This window comes from Secundilactobacillus angelensis (assembly GCF_012641075.1).
GTDB classification, from domain to species: domain Bacteria; phylum Bacillota; class Bacilli; order Lactobacillales; family Lactobacillaceae; genus Secundilactobacillus; species Secundilactobacillus angelensis.
The window spans coordinates 206,680-223,506 of the sequence record NZ_JAAXLJ010000001.1 but is presented as its reverse complement, the minus strand read 5'-3'; the positions used below and the strand labels follow the sequence as shown (position 1 = coordinate 223,506).

Below are 16,827 nucleotides of genomic sequence, written 5' to 3'. Positions count from 1 at the left end.
CTGGTAATCCACCGTTCCGTCGGATACACCGGATAATTCAGTGGTCCCTAAGCTTTGTCCATTTTCGTCCACAAACTTAACATTGATCTTTTGTGGATTCGGCGTGTAGACCACGTTAATCGTATTATCATCACGGCCGTCCGGAACCGTTACCGTTGAAGTTGTGGTGGTATACCCTGGAATGTCGGGCGTTGCCACACTTGTGCCTGGATAGTTGTGCACTGACGTTGGCGTGGTATTTGGAATGGCATTACCGTCACCGTCGGTTGGTACGATGCTGGCCGTTACTTTGACATTGTTGACCTTACTCAAGACAACCACGTAAGTTGGGGTGGCTGCATCGTCATGGTCATAAGTTGTCTTAGCATTGGCCAAACCGTTATTGTTGCCCTCCTTCAAGGTATAACCCTGATTCAAGAGGTCTTGTTGCGCTTCAAACGCTGGCTGGTAATCCACAGTTCCGTCGGATACACCGGTCAATTCAGTGGTGCCTAAGCTTTGTCCATTTTCATCAACGAATTGAACATTGATCTTTTGTGGATTTGGCGTGTAAGTTACCTTACCAGTAGTTGCTGGATTATCGACCGTAATCGTGCCATCTCTTTGCACAGTTGCTGTTACGGTTGTTTTATCTTTCGAATAACCTGGTAAATCAGGTACCGTAACCTGAACATGATTATCCACAAGACCGGATACACCCGTTACAGGTTGATCCCCCTTATTGCTAGGGACCTGAACAGTTGCAGTTACCGTATTAGGCTTGTAAGTCACGGTAACATCCGTATCCTGCAGATTGTCCGCATTCGTCGCACCCGCATACATTTGCGATACTTCTGTAGCAGTTTGACCATCAATCGTAGCAGTGTAACCCTCAATTGATTGAATTGTAACTGCTGGAACAGAATTCTGGGCGGTTGCGACAGTTTCACCCGTAACTTGATCCTTGGCAGTCTGCCATTTAATTGTTTGAGAAACCGTTGCTGGTGTCTGTGGAACTGATTCAGCATTAGGATTATCAATAACGTAGTGAATGACTCGTTGGGTTTCTTGAGTCCCATAAACAATTTCATGTGTTAAATGCACTGTAATATCATCAGTATCATCAGGTGTAATGGTGTAGTGACCGCTGTTAGCCTGATCCTTAGCAAATTCATAATTAGCTGGCGCTGTGAAGTTAACAGTACCCGTCTGATCAGTCACTCCAGTAATAGTATCCGTATCCACTATGGTGCCAGTGACATCATCGACGTACGTTACGGTGGCAGAATTGTTGTCCGCTTTGTAAGTTACCTTCAGAGTGTCCCCAGTTGGTTTACCTAGCCCGGTAAGTTCAGTCACATTTGCTGTATAACCAGGGATGGTCGGAATATCATCAAAGGTATAAGCTTCATCCGTGGTGGTTGTAATGGTCTTATTTTCAGGCGTCTTAGATGCTGGCAAACCCGTGAAGGTGATAGTTGTAGTCGATTTATTAGGCGTGTAAGTGACAGTAGTACTACTGTCCTTAATGTCACTGGTATTAATGACACCAGGATAGTCAGCGTTAACAACTGTCTTGTTAGGCGTATAGCCAGCAATGTCAGGGGTATTCACAGCAGCATACCCCGCCTGTGCTGTGGCATAGGACGTTCCAGTCACTTTATCGGTGATCGTGTGCCAAGTAATCGTTTGTGACTTGGATTGCGGTGTCTTGCTAGAATCACCGCCATTGATCGCGTAATTAACCGTCTGCGTGCTGGTGATGTTTCCAGTAGTATCAGTTACTAACTGATGTTTCAAATGAATGGTGAGGTTATCGCTATCATCCGCTGTTAGAGTAACCGTAGTTGGTAATGCATCGGTGCTTGCGGCAACATAGTTCTCAGGAATAGTCACTTGAGAAGGCAATACGTCTCCAATGTAGCCATTCAAGGTAGTACCCGTATCAGGAACCACACTGCCGTTATTGTCATCATCAACATAAGTGACAGTAGCACTAGCCTTTTGGTTATACACTACCTTGACGGAGGCATAAGCACTGAGTGACGTTGCTTGAGCAAACGTAATTTGAGGTTTAACACCAAAGCCAATGACGGATCCAGTTTCATCCATATTTAGCAGAAGCGCTAGACCTTCACCGGCATCAGACCCACCTAATTCAGCTGCAGTAATCGTTGTGGTTGAAGCTGGTTTACTACTGTCTAAGTAAGTGGTGGTTTGAGTGATCGTATTATCAGCCTTATTAACAACTAAGGTAGCTTGTTTAATACCAGTCGTATTTTGCGCATTGTCGGCGTAGTTAAAGGTGATGGTGTTTAACTGACTCGTTGGGTAATCTGTTCCAAGCCCTGCATCGGCACCAGCTACCTTTTGATTCGTACCTAAACTGACAGTTTGTGGGTCTTTAAGCTGCTGTCCCGCCGTATCTTCAACTGTTACAGGAATGTTCAGCGCAATCACGTTTAATTTGCCCACACCGTTGATTTGGTTATCAAAAAGATAATCTGGGTTGGCAGCTGCTAAATCAGCTAACCCTTGATTTGAAAGTAAAACATCATAGCTACCCACTTGATTTTTAATATCAGAGACATCTAAATCAGCATCATTAACACTCACTGTATAAGTGTTGTTACCCGTGCTTGTCCAGTTACTTGGTGCCGTTAAGTTACTTGGTAGCGTAAACGTGTAGTTAGCTGGTGTGGTTGCACCCCAGGTGATTGTTTGGTCGCTGACTTTTGCTTGATTAGTTGTCGTATTAATAACCTGCTTGTATTTGGCGGTGTAGGTCGCTCCCGTCAAAACAGTTTGTCCGGCAGTAATCTTAGCTGTGCTGGCATTAAAAGTCTGCTCAGTAGGAACACTGGCTTGATCCAATACATATTCAGTACCATCCGCAGCGGTAAACTGGGCAGGAACAACCTTTAATGGATTATAACTGTCTCCAACCTTACCCTGTGTGGCAACAGCAGCCCCCACTTGTTGCGTACCTGACTCATCCATAAGCTGGTAGGTGTCTTGTACTGGTGTATGAACGATAGTAAAGTGGCCAGCCCATTGTGAACCATTGTACGTGTCACCCAGGGTTACCAAATTAGACAAACCTAGCGCAGTCGCAACTACCGGATTATTCGGGAACGCACCCCCGTAATCCAAAACGTACTTGCCGTCAGTCAAATTAGGTGAATCGGTGGCATAAAGGATAGTGGCGTCGTTTTCGCCTTGTAAATTACCATAGTTGACGGTTGTCACGTCACTCACATCGGGATCAACCATGATATTGACTGAATAAAATGTATTTGAATCAAGTTGACTCGTTTGATTGGCAGTGTTAACAGTGCCCCATTGAACCGCAAAGGCTTGCCGATTATTATAATCACTTAATTGAGTCACCTTAAAGTCCGTATAAGTAACACCGCGTTGATCTAAGACGGGTTGAATTTGTTCTTTAATACTATTTGCTGGGTCAGTTGATTTCGTGTAAGTCATCACGGTTTGACCATTGACCGTTGTTGTATGCGCATCAGCCACCGTCATTCCAGCCGGGATAATCACAACATCCGTAAAGTTTTGAAATTCGCCCGCGGTTCCATGGAAAAAGCCCAAGGTCAGTTGAGTGCCATCCCCATCGCCAAGAATTGTATGACCATCGCCAAATCCATCGGGAAAACCGCCACCAAAATTGGATAAACCACGGTGCGGTGCATTGGTCGCAGCCGTCGTTACGATAATTGCACCTGGTTTAATATTAGTACTCAACAGTTTCATGTCGGCGGTATTTGAAGCATTTAAGCCATCAATGGCATCATTCGACAAGGTGATTGGGTGTGACCCCAGCGTACCAGTATCAACTTGGCTGAAATCAAAGTAACTTAGCGGAACACTGTAAACGATGCTATCTACGCCAGCATTATTGTAACTGATCGTCCAATCATCGGGCACTTTTTCCGCTCTCGGAACAGACACTGCTAGGCTAGAAGGCAAAGCGGGATTCGTAGCTGAGATTGTAGCCACGCCAACAGAAACCTTTGTATTATCTGCAATCTTAAAATTACCTGCTGTTACTTGCGCAGCAGTAATATCGTAGTTGGCATTAGCCGTATTGATTTTTTGTAATCCGGCAGCGGATAACGTCACTTTATAGCTTCCCGCTTCTTGACTGGTAATATCAGCGTTTAAATCACCAGAAGCTACGGTAACGGTATATGTGCCATCACTGTTAACAGTCCAGCCAGTTGGTGCAACTAGACCATCATTCAATTTAACGTTATAGCTAGTTGGATCCGTTGAAGCATCGTTATCATATGGTTTTGAGGTGTCCTCAACGGTCACTGAACCACTCGCAACTGGTGCCTTGGTAATGCTTAATTGACCGGCCTTTACATCTGCAGTGGTCAACGTCAGGTTTTTATCCTGATTAGCCTGAACCGCATTAAGCCGTGCTAAACCAGCGGTACTTAAGGTGATATCATAAGTGCCAACGTTTTGATTGACCTGTGTTAAATCTAAATCAGCTGATGTGGCAGACACTAAATATTCGTTACTCGTGCTAGTAACGTACCAATCTGTTGGTGCCGTCAAATTATCCGAAAGCTTTACGTTAAAGTTAGCAGGAGTATCTGTTTTCCCATCGTATACCTTGGTGCTATTTTCAACCGTAACTGTGGGTGTTTCAACAGTCTCGGCAGTTGTGGTGTCCGGTTCTCCTTGAGTCCCAGCCACAGCAGTAATCTGTTGTGGTGTTCCCGTCTTGGCGTATGCTGCCGAAGCAGTAGCCTTAGCTTGATCAATGGTGCTTTGATCAGTAACATCACCTAAATTAGTGGTTTGCACGCTAGCAGCCTTTGTTTTGGCAGCCGTTGCAGTTGTACCATTTGTTGTCCCTGTTTGAGTTGCTGATTCCGTAGTATCTCCAGCAGTCTGTGCGTTCGTTGACTCCTGTGATTGCGTATCGCTGCTAGTTGCGGCGGTATCTGTCTGTGAAGTAGTTTGTTGAGCTACCGTTTGCGTCGTGGTTGGTTCAGTTAAATCTGAAACATCCGCCATCACGTTTTGGTGACTAACAGCTAGCCCGGCACCCAATGAAATCGTGAACAGTCCGGCAAAAAGCCATGTCTTCCCAACTTTATACATCTTAAAGTGTTCTTTTACTTGAGCACTATCCCGTAGTACCCGATTATGCTTTTTTTGCATGATTTGCTTTGTCATTTTAATGCCCCCCAAAAAATTTTGATGACCATCAAGCATTCCCCTTCATGAGATGCTGACGCAAAATCACCGCCCTAAATTAACTTTCAATCAGACAGTAGTTTACTTTCATGTTCTGCCTTTAGTATACCAATTTATATCTTGAAATACCATCTGTAAGCAGTATCTTTTTATTATATTTTTATAATTTAATTGATAAGTATCTAAAAATAAAGGGCCTCATGGATTTACAGTGATTACCTGCAAATGCCATGGAGCCCAGATTGAATATTTTAAGTTTATTTGGTGACAATACCAATTTCAAAATCCGCTGTAATATGGGTTAGGCCTTGCTGTAAAATATCAGTCTTTCGATCAGCTGCTCGCCACGTCAACGGTGTCATTTCAAACAACGCCTTAAACAGTCCTGGCGTCAGGTCAAATTCATAGTGGACAGGCGTAAAATCAACCTTCCCATACTGTGCGATGAAGTGGTCTTTCACCGGTGAATTATCGTAAGTCGCGTGCTCGCCTTCAGGATAAATCAGCGCACGTAATTCTTTCAGATATTGACTGTTAGGGATGACTTTGATTAGTTTGCCACCCGGCTGTAAAACGCGGTCAAATTCCTGATAGTTGGCTGGTGACAGAATATTAACGATGGTTGTCACCTGTTGATCACCAAAGGGAAGTTTGGCTAAATCACCAACCATAAACAAGGGTTGCGGCTCTTTAATGGCACCGGAACCGGCAATGTTAATCGCGGGTTTAGAGATATCCAGACCAACGTAGGCGTCGTTAGCATTTTGCTGTGCTAGCCACTTTGTTGTCGTGCCCTCACCACAGCCAGCGTCTAATACGATGCCACCATGTTTAACGTGTTCAACAACCCTCTCTAACATTGGTTTGAAAAATCCCGCAGTCAGCATTTGCTGTCTGTAGCGTAGCATTTCGTCGGTATACTCCGTTTTTACCGGCGCGTTGATCATAAAAAGCGTTCCTTTTTTGGAGATATCAAAACTATGGTCATTTTCACATTTTAACGATTGATCAATGACTGATTGGATTGGACCGCCACATACCGGACACTGGAACTGCTGCTGATGCTGGCTGACAAATTGACTCGCTAACTCTGCTTTCTTCACAATGACCCTCCATTACGCAAGATGACGTGGTTTAATTTTAACAGCAAACGCCATTAAATACGAGACTGCCAGGAACCCAGCCACAACAACGTATGGATAATGGGTGTTCATATCAAGTAACGCCCCTGACATCAGTGGCCCAATGACATTACCAACACTGGTTAAGGACATGTTCAAACCGTTGATCAAGCCTTGGTTCTTCGCGCTAAGTTTAGTGAGTAGCGTCGTGATTGCTGGACGTAAAAGATCAAAGGCCGTGAAGACAATCAGAGTCGCAATAATCACTTCAATCTTGCTGTGGGCGAAAATGATCCAAACCGTACCAATGAGAGCAAAGAAAAAGCAGATCCGAATCAGTCGTGTTTCCTTGAAGCGAACCACCAACCGGTCAAATAACATCACCTGAAAGACTAACGAAATTAGCCCATTCAATGTCAGCACTAACGCAATGTTAGCAATACTAAAGTGGAAAACTTCATTAACAAATAGGCTGTAAATACTTTCGAATCCTTGTAGCCCAAAAGATGAAACCAGAATCAAAATAAACAGTAGAACAACAGGCTTAATCAATAGATCATGCCAGTCGCCGGTCATGAGATTGTTTGTTTTCTGGCTGGTAATTTGATCTGGTTTTTCAATTTCAGAATCATTCGGTAATAAGAAGAGTAACGCAATCGTGCTGAGCAGTCCTAAGCCGCCAGCGAACCAAAAAGGCGCCTTGTAGCTGACACCGGCCAAGATGCCACCGATCCCGGGGCCAAGTATTAGGCCACCGCTAAAGGCGGCTGATAACCAGCCAATCACCTTAGCCCGTTGCCGCTTAGTTGTAATATCTGCGGCCAGTGCCATTCCAGTGGGCGTTACCATGGCAGCCGAAATCCCACCAATCACACGGGCGATATCAAACATACCCAAGAGGTTAGTCAACGCAAAAAGGATTTCTGAAACGGCGTAGAGCGCCAGCCCAATCGCGATAATTGGCTTACGGCCTACCCGATCAGAAATTTTACCGATTATTGGGGAGGTGATAAATTGGGCAAAGGAAAATAAAGCCGTCATGACCCCCATATCAAAAGCCGACAGATGGAGTTGATTACGCAAGAACGGCATAACTGGAATAACTAGTCCAATCCCTAAACAGACCAGAAATTCACTCAAAATCAAAATCAAGATAGCACGTTTTACTTTCCCCGACACAAGATCGCCTCCCACGAATTTTAGTCACAAGTATTGTAGTATATCAGGTTTTGCGCTATATCTCTACTGATATTATTTATTAGTGAAAAAACAACGGTCAATCCATTACTGGATCGACCGCTGCTCGTATAAGTGACTGATATTACTTGGTACTTTCCGCAAACTTCGTCTTGATATAATCCGCTGAAATTTGCAGCTTCTTAAGTTCCTCATCAGTTAAATCTAACTGCAGCTGTTCTTGCACGCCGTCCCGACCGACAATGGCTGGGTACGACAGGTAAGTCCCGTATTCTTCACGGTAGTTAGAAACCGGCATTTCAGTCTCAGCACCACTTAAAATCGTATTAGCTAAATGAACCGCTGCCGTGGCGACCCCATAGTTAGTGTACTTTTTAGCATGGAACACCGTGTAGCCACCGATCCGTGCTTGATGATCTAATTCATCCAAATCAAGGTTACGTTCCTTAGCAATTTCCGTAATTGGCTTGCCAAGCACCCGAACCGTTGACCAAGCTGTAAATTGAGAATTACCGTGTTCACCTAAGTTATAGCCAACAACGGAGCGAGAATCGATGTTTAACTCATTGGCTACTGCCCGCTTCATCCGTGCCGAATCCAGCAATGTCCCAGTACCAACAACGTGATTCTTAGGCAGCCCTGTAACTTGTTGGTAAATTGACGTAATCACATCAACCGGGTTCGTAATCACGACTAACTTGCCATGGAACCCTGAAGCTTTGATCTGTGCACCCACTTTTTTCGCTGCTTCACTCGTAAATGGCAGTTCTGCAAATCGATCATCATTTGGATTATCCTGTAATTTGATATTGCCAACGGCTGAAATGATGACATCCGCATCTTCCAATGCAGAATAGTCATTCACCGTAATATTAGTATGTACTGGTAAATTTGGCATTGCATCTTCAAAGTCCAAGGCATCGGCCTTCACCTTATCCTCGCGAAGATCGATTAAAACTAAGTCATCAGCGAAACCGTTCGCCACAATATAATGGGCGGCAGTTGCACCAACGTTACCCATACCAATTACCCCGATTTTTCTTGTCATGTTAAGCACCTCTATTTTTCTAATTGATTATTAATTGGATTGTTATTATCTTAACATTTTATTAGTGAGGTGGCGAATGGAAAATTTTTTAATGGTATGGTCTGAATTTGGGTTCTGGCTGTGTGAGAGAATATGCGCTCCTTTTACCTAGCCGAAACGCGCAAAAGGACTCAGATTCCGGCCATATAAGCAAAATCTTTTACCTAGCCGAAACGCGCAAAAGGGCCCAGATTCCGGCCATATAAGTGAAATCTTTCACCTAGCCGAAACGCGCAAAAGAGCTCAGATTCCGGCCATATAAGCAAATAAGGTAGGGCCTCCCAGAACCAGGGAGACCCTACCTTATTTGCTTATATTCTGGAATCTAAACGAGCTCTTTTACGCTCTACATCTTTTCCAACCTCTCAATCCTCTCCTCCATCGGGGGGTGAGTATCAAACAGGTGCGTTAGCGATTTTTTTCTTTTCGTTGGATCCGAGATATACAACGCTGCACTGCTTGGATCCGCCTCTTTCATTGGTTCTGAGGTTGAGATTTTTTGCAATGCTGAAATTAGACCTTGCGGGTTCCGCGTCAATTCGACACTACCTGCATCCGCCAAGTATTCTCGGTTTCTGGATAAGGCCATCTGCGCCATCGTGGCGGCAATTGGACCCAAGATAACCAGTAAGATTGACACGATTAGCATGACGATCTGGAGAATGTTGCCGCCCTCATTGTCGTTGCTGCGGCGTCTACCGCCGCCACCCCACCAGAAGTAGTTTCCAGCTAAGTTGACCATCCCGGTAATTGCAGCAGCCAACGCCAACGCAATCGTCTGCAGACGGATATCGTAGTTACGCACATGGGTCATTTCATGTCCCATAACGCCCTCTAATTCTTCACGGTTTAGCCGTTCCATAATACCGGAAGTGGCAGCCACCGCAGCGTTTTTCGGACTATTCCCGGTTGCAAATGCGTTAGGACTAGGATCATCAATGATGAACACCCGTGGCATAGGTACCCGAGCAACTAACGCCATGTCTTCAACAATGTGCCACAACTCCGGTGCTTGTTCTTCTTTTGTAATCTCATGACCGTGATTCATAGACATCACAATATTGGTTGAATTGCCGATCATAATTGCGGCATACACGCCGGCAAAGACCAGTGCCAGCACCAGCCCAGCGACATAACTGTCAAAGAAGACGTACCCAATTGCTGCACCGATAGCCAGCACTAAGATGACAAACCCAGTCAGAACGTATATCGTGCGCCGTTTATTCTGCGCAATTTGTTCGTATAACATCTGCTGTCATCCCCGCTTATTTATCAAAAGAAACTTTTGGTGCTGCTTTTTCTTCTTCAGGAACTTGTAGATATTCACTGATTTTGAAGTGGTGAATTGACGCCACAATGTTGCTTGGAAATGATTGGATCTTCAGGTTAAAGCTGGCAACACTTGAGTTGTACAGCTGACGTGAGTAAGCAATTTTGTTTTCAGTATTCGTTAATTCTTCCATTAACTTGGTATATTCTTGGTCGGCCTTTAAATCTGGGTAAGCTTCAGCCACTGCGAAAATACTCTTCAATGAATTACTCAATTGATCAGAAACTGCCATCGTTTGTTGGTGGTCTTCACCTGAACTGTTCACCAACTGATTTCTTAAACCAACGACTTTTTCCAAGGTACTTTGTTCGTAGTGACTGTACCCCTTCACCGTTTCAATTAAATTAGGAATTAAATCGTTCCGACGCTTTAACTGAACGTCAATTTGGCTCCAAGATTCTTGTACGTAAGTCCGGCCCTTGATCAAACCGTTATACGCGCTGATATAAGCAATGATTAAAATAACGACAACCACTGCAATAATAATCCCTGTAATCATTTTTATTCCTCCATTTCAATGCTACCTTAAAGTTGCCTCTATTTTACCAGTTCCTAGTGCAATCACCTAATCGAGAAGTTATCAAGGGAACATTCTTAAAGTTGCCGTAACTTTTCAAAACACTAAAAAAGCCACCGCACTTGGCGATGACTTTCGACGATTCAACTATTAGCGACCAACAGCTTCCATCTCACTCGATACTTGTTGCCCAGCTTCAACCTGCGCAACTGCTCGGTGAACATTCACACCGTTTTGATAAACGTCTTTTTCGTGCTGAATAACTGAAATATCCTCGATTGGGTTCTCGGCCATGGCAATAAAGTCGGCGTATTTACCTACTGCAATTTCACCATATTCCTTATCAACGTGCATGGCCCGGGCACAGTTGATCGTAGCCGTATCAATAGCTTGAGCAGGTGTCATGCCCGCTTTATCAACGTATAGTTGAATTTCATAAGCACTTTCGCTTTGGAACCCGTTGTATGGTGTCCCAGCATCCGTTCCCATGGCGATTGGAATTCCAGCTGCGGCTGCCTTGGTAATGCTTGCGAAATGCTTCTCGATGTTCACAATAACCTTGCGCCGTGCCCACTCTGGTACGGTCTTTTCGCCGTATTCATAAATCGCGTACATGGCGTTCATCGTTGGGACGACAGCCGTACCGTGTTCCTTAAAGATCTTGATGGTTTCATCATCAATGTTGAAAGCATGTTCAACGGTATCAACACCAGCTCGGGCAGCTTCTTTGACGCCTTCAGCCCCTTGAACGTGGGCAGCAACCGTCTTGCCCTTATGGTGAGCTTCAACAACGGCAGCTCTTACTTCGTCTTCATTAAACTGAATATCATCTGGTGTTTCACCGTTCTTTAGCACGCCACCAGTGACCATGAGCTTAATGTTGTCGACACCCTTCTTCATGGCGGTACGAACGCCCTTGATCATTTCATCCACACCGTCGACTTCATGACCGCTGCCTGAACCGTGACCACCAGTCATGGTAAATGCCCGGCCGGATGTCATCACCTTAGGTCCTTTGATCATGCCTTTTTCCTGCATTTTCTTAATTTCGATATCGATATCATAAGCAGCACCAACGTTACGAATGTAAGTAATCCCGTTGTTGATAGCGTCCTTCATGTTTTGAATGGCATACATGGTGTTAAATTCACGAGAATCTGAATGCCGGTCCTCTTCGCCATCGCGCCACCAGTAGGTTGGAATGCTGGTGATATGGGTGTGAGCGTTCATGATCCCCGGCATGATGTACTTACCCTTCATATCCACTGTTTCATCGACTTGAACGGCGCTGCTGACCGTGCCTTCACCAGTTTCAACGATCTTACCCGTTTCCGTATCGACTACGACATAGTGATTAGCTTCAAAGTCCTGTGCGTCATGGTTGTAAATTGCTGCGTTGGTATAGTTGATTTTTGTCATAATAATTTCTCCTCTTTATATGTAAGTTTTTTAACTGTAACGGACCATCATCTTGAGTTGAGACTAACGCGTATGACATATCAACCACCACCTTTCTTTTTGTCCAGCAGCTTCCCCCAAGCCGCTTATCTCAGATACCCAAGCATACCCAAGCTTGAGTACCTCAGAGAAGCGGCTTGAAGCCAGCTTCTATGTAATTATTTCCAGTAAGCGTACTGCAACTGTCCTGAAGCGCCCGACAAGGTGTCCCACTTCAGACCGCCAACGTCTTTATTAACCAAATGAGCTTGTGCGGTTTGGAACGTTGGTGCAACCGCCGCGATTGACATCAAACGTTTATCTGCTTGTTTTTCAAATTCAAAGCGTTGGGCTGCTGAGTACTTGTTCGTATCATTAACCTTCGCCATCAGTGCATCATATTGATCATCCTTGGTTTTTGAGAAGTTGATTGAGTTTTGACTCTGCATCCCATCCAAGAAGTTTTGGGCATCTGGATAATCGGGGCCCCAGCCAACTGTTGTGATATCGAAGTCGGTGGTAAAGTCGCGAGAAACATGGGTACCATGAGGGACTGAGACGATATTAACCGTAACGCCCTTCAAATTCTTTTCAACGGCGCCCTGAACGTATTCAGCAACCTTCTTTTCGGTGTCGGTATCATCGACCAAGAAATCGATGCTGACTTTGTCCTTACCAATCTCTTTTTGAGCCTTAGTCCAGTAATCCTTCGCTTTATTCACATCCGTTGGTGCTTGATCACCCACTTCATCGATAAAGTCCTTGCCATTAGTCGGGTCCTTAGCGTAATCCTTTGGCACAATGTTAGTGGAAGCTGTAGAACCATCCTGGAGCACGTTATCAGCGAGTGCTTTTCGATCAATCACCATGCTAACGGCTTTACGGAAGTTCTCGTTAGCTGTCGTTGGCCGCTTAGAATTGAAGTAAATGTAGTTGTTCCGACCATTCTTAGTGACAACCTCGGACTTATTATTAGCGTTGGCTTTAACGTACTGACCATTAATGCTGGTGACTTGCACGGTACCGGAATTAAACAGGTTCTGCGCGGTGTTGTCATCCTTAGCGACTTGAACGTCAATGTTTGAAATCTTAACGTCTTTAGCATCCCAGTAGTGCGGGTTCTTAACGTAGTGCCAAGAATCATTTGAACCGGTCCAGCCCTTGATCATGTAAGCGCCGTTGGCAACCGTCGTATCCGCGCTTGAACCATACTTGCTGCCGAATTTCTTAATAGCCGCTGTGTTTAATGGCCGGTAGCTGACAAATTCATAATTCATATAGGGTACTGGTCGAGAAAGTTTGATGCTGAAGGTGCGACTATTTTCGGCGTGAATCCCCAGTTGACTCTTATCCATCTTGCCACTATTGACAGCAGCGAAGTTTTGAATGTATTGGGTATCCGTTGTTGCTTGCGACTTAGTAGCGGGATCGGCATTGCGTTGCATCGATGTTACGAAATCTTGCGAAGTGACAGGATCACCATTTTGCCACTTAGCATCTTTCTTAATTGTGAAAGTGTACTTGGTCCCATTTTCAGTTGGCTTAACGATTTTCTCAACGACGCCTGGCACAATCTTGTTATCCGCGTTACGTCTGTAAATTCCTTCACTGATTTGGCTGATGACTGCCGCGCCATTCGTTTCAATGGACTTGTTGGGGTCAATCGTCATGGGTTCTCCAGGAATAGTTACTTTCAGTGTTTTGCTGGTATTGCCGCCCGCTCCACCGACAACGGTCGACGCGCAGCCACCTAATAAGGCGCTCATCATCCCCATTGCGATACTTACGATGACGATCATTCCTTTATGTGTGCTCATTAGCTATTCCTCCATTTCTATGTGTTTAATATCGATGAGTTGATGTTCCCGCGCTTCTGGCCAAAAAAAGCGTCCTTTCAGAAAGATTGAACTTTCTAAAAGGACGCTTAAGCGCGGTACCACCTTTTTTGTTGTGCAAAAAACACAACCACTCACGTACGGCCGGTCGACTCGGCATAACGTTGGCGCTATAGTGGGCGCACCCGATCACTCGGATTTAACTTTGAGAAACAAGACGTTACGTCATCACAGTCCCTGACGCTCTCTGTAAACTTCTTGCTTCCGACTCCTTAAATCTTCTCAGTGATTTCTCATCGATATTTAATGATGCTAACTATAGCGAGTTTACCAATCAGTGTCAACCGTTTTGTGTAAAAAAGTTTTGTGCACAACTAAAATGTTTTTTTGCTACCTATATTTGGCTTAAAAATTTTAAACCTTAATTTTTTTCGCTTGCTTCCGAAAATTAATCATAATCAAAACGAAGGCCACAATAGCCAGAACGGCTAACAGGATAAAATCACGGGCGCCACCACGAGCTGACAGCACAGCTTGTGACAAATGCGAATGACTGTGCTGGCTACCCGTCAGAATGGCAGCCATAATTGCAGTTCCAATTGAACCGGCATATTGCTGACTGGTATTGAAAGCGGCGTTAGCATCCTGCTGTAATTTGCCATCTACCTGCTGAATCCCATTGGTCATCACGTTACCAAAGCTAAAACCAAAGCCTAGGCCAAAGATCGTGTAGAAAGCAACAATCATTGGAATCGTTAAGTGCAGGCCAAATACTGCAAATAACACCATCGCCACGACAATCAGCACACTCCCTATACGAATTGGGTACCCGGCTCCGTGTGAATCCAAAAGCCGACCACTCACTGGTTGAACGATTGCGCCAACAAGACTCCCCAATAGAATCGCTGAACCAGCGACTAGCGAGTTAGCACCAAACACCAGCTGGCTGTAATTTGGCAATAAATACGAAATACCAATATTCATCAACTGGATCAGGAAGTAAGGCAAAATACTCAACACAAAAGTCGGTGTTTTAAAAATCGCCAAGTCCAGCAAATCACGTTCGGAATGAAGTGAATGATAAATAAACAAGCCAATAACGAGTAAACCGGCGATTAAAAAGCCCCAGAACTGAATACTGAGCCAGCCAAAGTTGCCCGCTTCCGTGAAGCCCTCAGCAATCAAGAAGAAGGAAGCGCCCAGTAGGATCACGCCGAGAAAATCGAACGTATCACGACGCGTCTTCATCTTCTGTGTAATGGTAAAGCTACCTAGCAGAACGGCAATCACAACAATGGGTAAGATGAACCAGAAAATTTCGCGCCAAGTAAACAGATAGGTATTCATCCCACCGTAAGTTGGGCCAAGTGAAGGGGCGACCCCCACCACCATGCCGCCAAGGCCCATAAAAACACCCAAGCGGGCAACGGGAATCTGCTGCAAGATAATCGCGAATAATAGCGGAATTGCGTAACCCGTCGCGAGGGCTTGAATCAGTCGGCCAATTAATAAGGTGATAAAGTTGGGTGCCATGGCACAAACAAAACTGCCCACGATAAATGACACTCCTGAAAAAATAAAGATACTACGAATTTTGTACCGGCGTTGAATGTACGCCGAAGTTGCCATGGTCAGTGAAACCAGCAGTAGATAACCGGTTGATAGCCACTGAACCACACTCATGGAAAGACCAAATTGCTTCATCAGCGTTGGAAAAGTAACGTTCATCGATGTTTCTGTTAGGACACCGCAAAACGCCATTAACCCCGCGCCAATGATAGCTAGAATTGTCCTTTTCGGAATGGCTTGATTTTCCAAAATAAAAATCCTTTCTCTATGTCATTTTGGGTTTTAATGTCTAAGTTAAAACCAGCCTTTCTAGTATAAGCGTCTCCAGCCAAAATACCAAGGTATCGGTGATTTTAACGTTGCTTTATATTTTTAAGGTATACTTAATTTAACGATTAAGGAGGCGTTTTTATTGCAAGGCGATTATTTATTCTACGTCAAAGTTGGCTGGCTGATTACCACATTATTTTTGATTATCTTTGGTACCAGTTATACATATAATCGGACCTGGTTGCGTAACGGAATTTGGTTCAATTTGTTTTTCTACAGTTTTTGGTTAGCTCTAGCACTTACGATTCTGAGTACCGACAATAATGCCATTATTTATCCAGTTGGTTTTTTATTCTTGTTTGTGGTGTTTTGTATCGGCCTGGCCTTCTCCCTTCAAGCCATTTTGCTGCTGTGGAACGCAGCCCTCGTTTGGCGTCGAGAAAGCCACTCATTAGCCAATTCACTAACGCTTTATCTAGGGATTGGCATTCTGCTATTACCGTTTTTTACCAGTCTTATCCGTAACCATCTGCCCGTATTCTGGGCTGATCTGTTCACTACCTTTCCAGCACTTTGTATCCTATATGCCATCTTCTGGTTTTATAATTACCTCACCGTACTGGTGCTGTACCAGCTTTATTGGCCTCGGCACAATAAAGACTTTATCATCGTACTGGGTGCTGGTTTAATGAACGGGGATCAGGTCACTCCACTGCTGGCACAACGGATTAATAAAGGGATTCAATTCTATCAACGTCAGTCACAAAAAACTGATCACGCCCCCAAAATGATTTTTTCTGGCGGGCAGGGTGGCGATGAAACTATTCCTGAAGGTGAAGCCATGCGTCAGTATGCAGTTGCTCACGGAGTTGCTGTTAATGACGCTCTTGCCGAAACGACCTCGAAAACGACCTATCAAAACATGCAATTTTCCAAAAAGATTATTGACGACTCTCCAATCAAGAAACCGAAAACGATTTTTGTGACCAACAATTATCACACCTTCCGTGCTGCCATCTTTGCTCGATCAGTTGGTTTAAAAGCTGCCGGAATCGGTTCAAAAACAGCCGGTTTCTTCCTGCCAAACGCCGTGATGCGCGAATATATCGCAATTGTCATGCGACAACGCAAGTTACATCTGATTATGGTAGTGCTCATGTTTGTGTTCTCGCTGCTCTTGGTGATCTTAAGTTTGCATTCTGATTGGATTGCTAACTGGATACAAGCAGTGCGTCAGTTTTTAGATAACTTGTAGCAAT

The 16,827-nt window shown here is 44.6% G+C and carries 10 protein-coding genes; 1 reads left to right on the top strand and 9 read right to left on the bottom strand.

Annotation, left to right across the window (positions count from 1 at the left end; genetic code table 11):
- From HC026_RS00920 to HC026_RS00880, 9 genes are all read right to left on the bottom strand, one after another.
- The coding region (locus HC026_RS00920) for an MBG domain-containing protein (protein WP_168924087.1) at positions 1-5,184 on the bottom strand (5,184 nt) is incomplete at its 3' end.
- A 278-nt stretch (positions 5,185-5,462) separates the two neighbouring features.
- Complete coding sequence (locus tag HC026_RS00915) at positions 5,463-6,308, bottom strand: methyltransferase domain-containing protein (protein WP_168924086.1); 846 nt, start codon at positions 6,306-6,308, stop codon at positions 5,463-5,465.
- Positions 6,309-6,320: 12 nt separating this feature from the next.
- Positions 6,321-7,505, bottom strand: coding sequence for an MFS transporter (locus HC026_RS00910; protein WP_168924085.1), 1,185 nt, complete (start codon positions 7,503-7,505; stop codon positions 6,321-6,323).
- 142 nt (positions 7,506-7,647) lie between these two features.
- Complete coding sequence (locus tag HC026_RS00905; RefSeq protein WP_168924084.1) at positions 7,648-8,571, bottom strand: L-lactate dehydrogenase; 924 nt, start codon at positions 8,569-8,571, stop codon at positions 7,648-7,650.
- A gap of 385 nt (positions 8,572-8,956) precedes the next feature.
- Positions 8,957-9,859 carry a zinc metalloprotease HtpX gene (gene htpX / locus HC026_RS00900; RefSeq protein ID WP_168924083.1) on the bottom strand — a complete coding sequence of 301 codons (903 nt, stop codon included), beginning with the start codon at positions 9,857-9,859 and terminating at the stop codon, positions 8,957-8,959.
- Between the two features lie 16 nt (positions 9,860-9,875).
- Entirely contained in the window at positions 9,876-10,439 is a 564-nt protein-coding gene (locus HC026_RS00895; RefSeq protein WP_168924082.1) for a LemA family protein, read from the bottom strand.
- Between the two features lie 168 nt (positions 10,440-10,607).
- On the bottom strand, positions 10,608-11,876 hold the full coding sequence (locus tag HC026_RS00890; protein WP_168924081.1) for a metal-dependent hydrolase family protein: 1,269 nt from the start codon (positions 11,874-11,876) through the stop codon (positions 10,608-10,610).
- A 197-nt stretch (positions 11,877-12,073) separates the two neighbouring features.
- On the bottom strand, positions 12,074-13,711 hold the full coding sequence (locus tag HC026_RS00885; RefSeq protein WP_168924080.1) for a peptide ABC transporter substrate-binding protein: 1,638 nt from the start codon (positions 13,709-13,711) through the stop codon (positions 12,074-12,076).
- Positions 13,712-14,143: 432 nt separating this feature from the next.
- The gene (locus HC026_RS00880) at positions 14,144-15,547 is read right to left on the bottom strand and encodes a DHA2 family efflux MFS transporter permease subunit (protein ID WP_168924079.1); all 1,404 of its coding nucleotides are present in this window, start codon (positions 15,545-15,547) and stop codon (positions 14,144-14,146) included.
- Between the two features lie 163 nt (positions 15,548-15,710).
- Between HC026_RS00880 and HC026_RS00875 the strand changes: the two genes are divergently transcribed.
- The gene (locus HC026_RS00875) at positions 15,711-16,823 is read left to right on the top strand and encodes a YdcF family protein (protein WP_168924078.1); all 1,113 of its coding nucleotides are present in this window, start codon (positions 15,711-15,713) and stop codon (positions 16,821-16,823) included.
- The last annotated feature ends 4 nt before the right edge of the window (positions 16,824-16,827 follow it).

Coding starts and splice junctions, on each gene's coding strand:
- htpX (WP_168924083.1), bottom strand. CDS start 9,859: ATGTTATACGAACAAATTGCGCAGAATAAACGGCGCACGATATACGTT.
- HC026_RS00885 (WP_168924080.1), bottom strand. CDS start 13,711: ATGAGCACACATAAAGGAATGATCGTCATCGTAAGTATCGCAATGGGG.
- HC026_RS00905 (WP_168924084.1), bottom strand. CDS start 8,571: ATGACAAGAAAAATCGGGGTAATTGGTATGGGTAACGTTGGTGCAACT.
- HC026_RS00890 (WP_168924081.1), bottom strand. CDS start 11,876: ATGACAAAAATCAACTATACCAACGCAGCAATTTACAACCATGACGCA.
- HC026_RS00895 (WP_168924082.1), bottom strand. CDS start 10,439: ATGATTACAGGGATTATTATTGCAGTGGTTGTCGTTATTTTAATCATT.